Raw genomic sequence first — 8,511 nt, forward strand, 5'->3', positions numbered from 1 at the left:
GGACTCTCGCCAACTTTAATTAAATCCCATCCTAACTATCAAAACCTACGTTCTTACGGGGTTATTGCTGCCTAATTTTGTCCGCAGCATTGTTAATTGCTAATTCTAGTAAATGCCTGTCTCGCCCTTCTTTACTTCCTCAATATTAGACCTGAATCCTTACGTTTTTTGTTAGTTTTCAGAATTTCTAGGGAACTCTGAATCTAAAGTAGATTGGCCAACGACTCAACAGCAGATTCCCCTCTGACAACTTTCAGGAGAACAAGTAATCAAAAAGCATGAGCTACATACCAAAGCAAAGCAACCCCCAGGATATTCAATTCCAAGGGACTGGAGCGAAAATTGATATAAATTTCCATCCACCAGAAATAGCTCTGCATCACTTGATTGAATATGCTCCTATGGGAATAGCTATATTTGATCGAGATATGCGGTATCTTGCTGTGAGTCGCAAATGGCTGGAAGACTATAACCTGACTAAAAACATTATTGGACGCTCTCATTACGAGGTTTTTCCTGATATTCCCCCAGAATGGAAGCAAATTCACCAACAGTGTTTAGCAGGAGCGATCGCTCAAAATCATGAAGACCCCTTTCCCCGATGTGATGGTTCTGTAGAATGGGTAAGCTGGTCAATCCGCCCTTGGCATCTAGCAAGTGGTGAAATTGGCGGAATTACGATGTTTATTCAAAACATCACTCAGCAAAAACAAGCAGAAATCTCACTGCAACAAAATGAAGAACGCTATCGGTCTCTCATTACCGCCACTTCTCAAATAGTTTGGATACTTCCGTCTGATGGTCTTGTTAACTGTGATATTCCCACTTGGAGAGAATTTACTGGACAAACCCTAGAAGAAATTTTGGGTTGGGGATGGTTAGAAGCACTTCATCCAGACGATCGCGCCTTAACCGCCCAAGCGTGGGAAACAGCAGTAAAAAATGGCAGCCAATACCAAGTAGAATGCCGCTTGCGCCGACATGATGGTGAATATTGTTATATGCTGGCGCGGGGTATTCCAATTTTCACACCAGATGGTAGCATCCGTGAGTGGGTTGGAACTCATACCGACATTACAGAACAGCAAGCTGCGCTGCGCGAACGCAAACAAGCTGAAGCGGCTTTACGCGAGAGCAACACTCTATTACGCTCAATTTTAGAAAGTACACCTGATTTTATCGTTGTCAAAGATTGCCAAGGTCGTCATGTTGCCCTGAACTCTAATTTGGCCAATTTCATGGGCAAACCAATAGAAGAGATTATCGGCAAAGAGGATACTGAAGTGCTGCCGCTAGATGCTGCCTTGGCAATCATGGACAAAGACCGCCAAGTAATAGCAACAGGCAAAGCCGAAACCTATGAGGAAGAGGTTTTTAACGGTAATATCCAAAGCACCTTTCTCACTACAAAAGCTCCTTGGCGCGACACTCACGGCAATATTCTCGGTATCATCGCCACAACACGCAATATTAGCGATCGCAAACAAGCAGAACTCGCACTACAAGTTAGTGAAGAAAGATTCCGTAAGCTCATTGAAGCGACATCACAAATTGTGTGGACTACTGATGCTGAGGGTGCATTTATTACTGACCAACCGCAATGGTGTGCTTTCACTGGGCAAACCTTTGAAGAAGCTAAAGGTTGGGGATGGCTGAACATGATCCATCCTGAGAACCGAGAGTCTATTGCCCAGAAATGGTCAGCAGCCCTAACTAATCGCACTTTTTACGAAGTCGAGACCGTGACACGGCGTTATGACGGCGAATATCGCTGCTTGATGGTGCGTGGCGTGCCGATATTAGGATTAGATGGTAGCATCCGCGAGTGGGTAGGAGCCAACACCGACATTACAGAACGCAAACAAGCAGAAGTTAAGCTGCAACAAACCCTAGAAGTTTTAGACTCAGCCAGCGACAGCATCATAATTCGAGACATGGATGACCGAATTGTGTACTGGAATCGAGGCGCAGAACTCCTCTACGGCTGGAAACGAGAAGAAGTGATTGGGCAGTATATTCATACATTCTTAGAAACAGTCTTTCCCAAACCCTTAGAAACCGTTTTAAGCGAGTTTTTACAGCAAGAAAATTGGGAAGGAGAACTGCATCATACAACCCGTAATGGCAGACATATCATTGTAGCAAGTCGCTGGACATTACAGCGTGACGGAAGCGGGCAGCCCTATAATCAACTCGAAATTAACACTGACATCACCGAACGCAAACAATTTGAAATCGCCTTAACCAAAGCTAAAGAAGCAGCAGAAGCCGCCAGTCATGCTAAAAGCGAATTTCTCGCTAACATGAGCCACGAGTTACGCACACCGCTGAATGGTATCCTCGGCTATGCTCAAATTTTGCAACGTTCTAAAAATCTCCATGAAGACGAGCGATCGCGTATTGATGTCATTTATCAATGCGGTTCTCATTTGCTCACCTTAATTAACGACATCCTCGATTTGTCGAAAATCGAAGCCCAAAAAGTGGAACTGATGACCAGCGATTTCCATTTTCCTGCCTTTCTCCAAGGTGTAGCGGAAATGTGTCGCATTCGTGCCGAACTTAAAGGCATTCCATTCCATTATCAATTGGCTTCCGAACTACCCGTTGGTATTCGTGCTGATGAAAAACGGCTGCGACAAGTTTTAATTAACCTCCTCAGTAATGCCATCAAATTTACTGATGCAGGTCAAGTCACCTTTACCATTAGCTATGCCTCAGAAGGCAAAATCCGCTTTGAAGTCCGCGACAGTGGAATTGGTATCGCTCAAGAAAAACTCCAAACCATTTTTCAACCCTTTGAGCAAGCAGGCGACAGACAACGACAAACTGAAGGTACAGGATTAGGATTGGCCATTAGCCAAAGAATTGTGGAATTAATGGACAGCACCATTCAAGTTCAAAGTGAGAGCGGTGTAGGCAGTATTTTCTGGTTTGATGTCAACCTAAAAGAAGCTCAAGAATGGGTGAAAACCTCTCAAGCTGACGACTATGGGCAAATTATCGGTATCAAAGACCGTAAACCCAAGATTCTGGTTGCTGATGATAAATGGGAAAACCGCTCGGTAATTAACAACTTGCTCACTCCCATCGGTTTTGAAGTTGTAGAAGCTAATGATGGAGAAGAGGGTTGGCAAAAGATTTTAGAATTTCAACCAGATATGGTGCTTACTGACTTGCTAATGCCAGAACTCAATGGTTTTGAGTTAATCGGGCGCATTCGCCAGTCAGAAGCTTTTAAAAACATCATCATTATTGTTTCTTCAGCCAGCGTGTTTGAAAGCGATCAACATCGCAGCATCGAAGCAGGCGGAAATGATTTTCTGCCTAAACCCGTACAGGCGATCGTGCTATTTCAAAAATTGCGACAACATCTCAATTTAGAATGGCTCTATGAAGAGCAGACAACTGAGAATCAGACAGTTAAAGATCATCCCGAACTAGTCTTACCACCTCCAGCAGAATTAGAAACTCTGTATGAGTTAGTGATGAAAGGTAATTTTAAGGGAATCATAAAACAAGCAGCATTAATCTCACAGATAGATCAAAAATATACTCCCTTTGCCAAACAGCTGCATCAACTGGCAAAAGGTTTTCAAGACCAAGAAATTTTGGCATTAATTCACCCTCACAAGTAAGCCTTATGAGCCTTACAATCGAACAAACTAAGACAGTTCTAATTGTTGATGATAATCCTGCTAATCTAGGTGTCTTGTCTGACACCTTGGATCAAGCAGGTCTTGAAGTGTGGGTAGCGAAATCAGGAAAAGTCGCACTAGAGCGGGTCAAATATGCTCTACCCAACTTAATTTTGTTAGATGTCATGATGCCAGAAATAGATGGATTTGAAACTTGTCGTCTATTAAAGGCAGATCCAAAAACTCAAGATATTCCCGTTATCTTTATGACGGCACTATCAGATACCAGCAATAAAATCGAAGGTTTCCAAGTTGGTGCTGTAGACTATATCACTAAACCTTTCCAACAAGAAGAAGTTTTATCACGGGTCAAATTGCACTTAAAACTGCATGATTTAGCCACCAAGCTAGAGCATAAAAATGTACTATTAGAGCAAAAAGTTACAGAAGTCAGCCAAGCTTATGAGTACCTTAAAAAAGTACAAATTCAGCTAATTCAAAGTGAAAAACTGTCCAGTTTAGGACAGATGGTAGCTGGCATTGCCCATGAGATTAATAACCCTGTAAATTTCATTTATGGCAATCTCGTTCATGCCAATGAATATACTCAAGAAGTGCTACATCTTCTGCATTTGTATCAAGAAGAATATCCTAATCCTGCACCTCGCATTCAAGCAGAATTAGAAGTAACAAACCTAGATTTTCTTGAGAGTGATTTATTAAAATTGCTCAATTCAATGAATTTTGGCGCACGCAGAATTCGTGAAATTGTCAAATCCATGCGGGTTTTCTCGCGTACAGACGATGCTAGCCGAACGGAGACTGATATTCATGAATGTCTGGATGGCACGCTCACAATTTTAAATTATCGTCTTAAACCAAAACCAGAGTATCCCGAAATCCAAATAGTAAAAGATTATGGTTTATTACCCCCAGTGGAATGCTATGCCGGACAACTAAACCAAGTTTTTATGAATATTCTATCTAATGCTATTGACGCCTTGGATGATTACAATCAACAGCGTTCCTTTGAGGAAATTAAACAACAACCAAGCCAAATTAAAATTCGTACAAGCATGATTGGAGATGATTGGGTTGCTATTCACATTGCTGATAACGGCCCAGGAATTTGTCAAGAAGTACAAGCAAAGTTGTTTGAACCATTCTTTACAACTAAACCTGCGGGTAAAGGAACCGGATTAGGCTTATCTATCAGCCACCAAATTGTTGTAGAAAAGCACGGCGGTAATATCAACTGCCAATCTACCCCAGGAAATGGGACAGCATTCATTGTTAAAATTCCCATCCAACAACGAGTGTCTCAAGTTGCCTAAGTTACATACACCAGCATTACCAATGATTTTGCTCTTGGGGGAAAAATCTAACCAACGAGATTTTAAGCGTTGAGTCAGCGCATCTACTTGACGGTGGTAACGTGAAATCACGCCAATTGTGTTGTTAGAGTCAGGAGAATTGAAGCAATAACCCGCCACAACTCCTCAATCAACGCTTCTACTGCATCAACTTCTGCCCAATTAAAGCTTCCCTTCTACATTGCAAGCAATCAGGTTAGTACCCAAGCGATCGCTCTCAAACCTGGATATTTATCTAACCACAAATCTCAAATTTAGTGAGTATTTGGGGAAAAACTTGAGTTTTTAACTAAATTGGGAGAATTGAGCATGGCAACTGTTTCTTTAAATGTTTCTACAGTAAAACCCCTTGGCGATCGCGTATTCGTGAAGGTGCGTGAAGCTGAAGAAAAAACTGCTGGTGGAATTTTCTTGCCTGACACCGCTAAAGAGAAGCCTCAAATTGGAGAAGTTGTTGCTGTTGGCCCTGGCAAACACAATGACGATGGTTCACGCCAAACACTGGAAGTCAAGATTGGCGACAAAGTTCTTTACTCCAAATATGCCGGAACTGACATCAAGCTAGGTAGTGAAGAATACGTTCTGCTTTCGGAAAAAGACATTTTGGCAACGGTTGGTTAAACATATTTAGTTCTGAGGAGTTTTCTGAGGGAATATTTATGGCAAAGTACATTGTTTACAATGAAGATGCACGTCGGGCCTTAGAAAAAGGGATAGATATTCTAGCTGAAGCTGTCGCTGTTACCCTTGGCCCTAAAGGACGCAACGTAGTTCTAGAGAAGAAATATGGAGCGCCTCAAATTATCAATGATGGCGTGACTATTGCTAAAGAAATTGAACTGGAAGACCATATTGAAAACACAGGCGTATCTCTGATTCGCCAAGCGGCAGCTAAGACTAATGATGCAGCTGGTGATGGCACCACAACAGCGACAGTTCTGGCTCATGCAATGGTGAAGGAAGGACTGCGTAATGTAGCTGCCGGTGCCAATCCCATTGCTGTGAAACGAGGAATTGATAAAGCTACTCACTACTTACTCGATCGCATCGCCGAATATGCTAAACCTGTAAACGACTCGAAAGCGATCGCGCAAGTTGGTGCTATCTCTGCTGGTAACGACGAAGAAGTTGGCAAGATGATTGCCGAGGCGATGGACAAAGTGGGTAAGGAAGGTGTGATTTCCTTGGAAGAAGGGAAATCCATGACCACCGAACTGGAAGTTACCGAAGGTATGCGCTTTGATAAAGGCTACATCTCTCCCTATTTCGCTACCGATACCGAGCGGATGGAAACCTCTCTAGAAGAACCATTCATCCTGCTCACCGATCGGAAAATTACCTTGGTACAAGACTTAGTACCTGTGCTAGAGCAAGTCGCTCGTGGTGGCAAGCCTCTGCTGATTATTGCCGAAGATATTGAGAAAGAAGCCTTAGCAACCTTGGTAGTGAACAAACTGCGAGGCGTACTGAACGTGGCAGCTGTAAAAGCTCCTGGCTTTGGCGATCGCCGCAAAGCGATGCTCGAAGATATAGCCATACTCACGGGTGGTCAAGTTATCAGCGAAGATACAGGTCTGAAGCTGGAAAATGTCAAACTAGAGATGCTGGGTAAAGCCCGTCGCATCAACATAACCAAGGAACACACCACCATTGTTGCAGAAGGTAACGAAAAGGCTCTCAAAGCACGTTGCGAACAAATCCGCCGTCAAATGGAAGAAACCGAGTCTTCTTATGATAAAGAAAAACTGCAAGAGCGTCTAGCGAAATTAGCTGGTGGTGTTGCTGTAGTGAAAGTGGGCGCGGCAACAGAAACCGAAATGAAAGATCGCAAGCTGCGCTTAGAAGATGCCATCAACGCCACCAAAGCGGCTGTAGAAGAAGGTATCGTTCCCGGCGGCGGTACAACATTGGTACACTTAGCACCGGAATTGGAAAATTGGGCCGCCGATAACTTACATGGTGAAGAACTGATCGGTGCAATGATTCTCACCCGCGCCCTTTATGCTCCGCTCACAAGGATTGCGGAAAATGCTGGTCAAAATGGTGCGATTATCACAGAGCGAATTAAGGAGAAGGAATTTAACGTCGGCTATGATGCAGCAAGCGATCGCTTTGTCGATATGTTTGAAGCTGGTATTGTTGACCCTGTTAAAGTAACCCGTGCTGCTGTGCAAAACGCAGCTTCGATTGCTGGTATGGTACTGACAACTGAGTGCATTGTGGTAGACAAGTCAGAACCACCAAAGGCTAAATCACCGACTGCTGCTGGTATGGGTGGCGAGGACTTCGGCTATTAATTACTACCGAAGTTCCATTTAGAACATCAGCGTAGTAATTGCGTTATCAACGAAGGCAGTTCTTGCTGTTTTAGCTTATTCGTATCAATGAAAGTATTTCATGAACGAGTAAGCTTTTCCTATCTAAAAAATTTTTGGACAGCCCGCATATCATCGCCCCATCCATGCAGCTCTGTCTGATCCGGGAGCGATCGCTCAACCTCTCCACTCACTGTTCATTGATTAAAAGTTGAAATCATTACCTCGTATCAAAGATGTTTCTAACTTCTGAATCAGATTATAGAGCAATACGGTTCAGTTAAGGCTGAAAGACTGATTAGTGATATGAAATTTAAGAGCTTCAACTGGTTGTCCAGTACCTCTGTGTGTTGGCTTTTTAGAACGAAACTTTGATACAGGTTTTTTCATAACTCTGGGGTTATTACGTGAAACTCATTCAGGGGATGGGCCAGGCTAGGGTGGGATCGGAAATTAAGAGGAGCGAAACAACACCACTCTAAACTACTTCCACATCAAAGAGATGAAAATTTGCGTCGGATACATCAAATTGGTCGCCAGCAATGGAAGGAAGAAAGCAGATATCATCGACGTTCTTTGTCTGAAACAGCTATGTTTCGACTCAAAATTATTTTTGGGGGTAAGCTAAAACGACGCTTTTTTGACAATCAAGCTGTTGAGTTATTCCTGCAATGTGCTGCACTTAATCGCATGATTCAATTAGGTAAACCAGATAGCTACAAAGTGGAAAAATAATTATTAACTCTGCTAAGAGTTGGTGTATCTTTTTCCTGTTTCATGCAACAAAGCCGTTTAGAGTTATTAGACTGTTGAATCTGAGCGTTAGTGCGAGGTGGAATCACTGCTTTGGCTGCACCCAATTGATTTTAATTATGCAAAAAATTATGGGCTTCATTGAGTGGATGGTTTTATTACCAGTGCGATTAACCCTCAATACCTTCGCCTTCAGCAAGAATTCAATACCATTTTGTTCCAGCAACCTTTAAACTGCGATCGCAGTGGGTGAATTATCGGTCAGTAGCTCGATTTCAGACTTTGACACCACTGCCTAAATGCTGTTTCAAAAACGCCAATCTGCGATCGCGTGTTAATTAGACATCTCCAAAATAGTATTATTCTGTGATAAAAGAAGATTAAAGAGTTATTTTTACACAGAAGCATGAGCAATATACTGAATTACATTGA

Annotated in this window: 4 protein-coding genes and 1 pseudogene; all 5 read left to right on the top strand. The window is 42.8% G+C overall.

Annotation, left to right across the window (positions count from 1 at the left end):
* Nucleotides 1–278 precede the first annotated feature (278 nt).
* Nucleotides 279–3,638, top strand: coding sequence for a PAS domain S-box protein (locus tag V7K45_RS19000; RefSeq protein WP_335006086.1), 3,360 nt, complete (start codon nt 279–281; stop codon nt 3,636–3,638).
* 5 nt (nt 3,639–3,643) lie between these two features.
* Entirely contained in the window at nt 3,644–4,972 is a 1,329-nt protein-coding gene (locus V7K45_RS19005; RefSeq protein ID WP_335006088.1) for a hybrid sensor histidine kinase/response regulator, read from the top strand.
* A gap of 348 nt (nt 4,973–5,320) precedes the next feature.
* The gene (groES, locus tag V7K45_RS19010; RefSeq protein ID WP_335006090.1) at nt 5,321–5,632 is read left to right on the top strand and encodes a co-chaperone GroES; all 312 of its coding nucleotides are present in this window, start codon (nt 5,321–5,323) and stop codon (nt 5,630–5,632) included.
* 38 nt (nt 5,633–5,670) lie between these two features.
* Nucleotides 5,671–7,308 carry a chaperonin GroEL gene (gene groL, locus V7K45_RS19015; RefSeq protein ID WP_335006092.1) on the top strand — a complete coding sequence of 546 codons (1,638 nt, stop codon included), beginning with the start codon at nt 5,671–5,673 and terminating at the stop codon, nt 7,306–7,308.
* A gap of 507 nt (nt 7,309–7,815) precedes the next feature.
* Nucleotides 7,816–8,061: pseudogene (locus V7K45_RS19020) on the top strand (IS5/IS1182 family transposase); the annotation flags it as partial.
* Nucleotides 8,062–8,511 lie beyond the last annotated feature (450 nt).

It is taken from the genome of Nostoc sp., assembly GCF_036917375.1.
In the GTDB taxonomy this organism is placed as follows: Bacteria; Cyanobacteriota; Cyanobacteriia; order Cyanobacteriales; family Nostocaceae; genus Nostoc.

Excerpts from the sequence above, each read along its gene's own strand:
- V7K45_RS19000 (WP_335006086.1), top strand. The coding sequence starts at position 279 with ATGAGCTACATACCAAAGCAAAGCAACCCCCAGGATATTCAATTCCAA.
- V7K45_RS19005 (WP_335006088.1), top strand. The coding sequence starts at position 3,644 with ATGAGCCTTACAATCGAACAAACTAAGACAGTTCTAATTGTTGATGAT.
- groES (WP_335006090.1), top strand. The coding sequence starts at position 5,321 with ATGGCAACTGTTTCTTTAAATGTTTCTACAGTAAAACCCCTTGGCGAT.
- groL (WP_335006092.1), top strand. The coding sequence starts at position 5,671 with ATGGCAAAGTACATTGTTTACAATGAAGATGCACGTCGGGCCTTAGAA.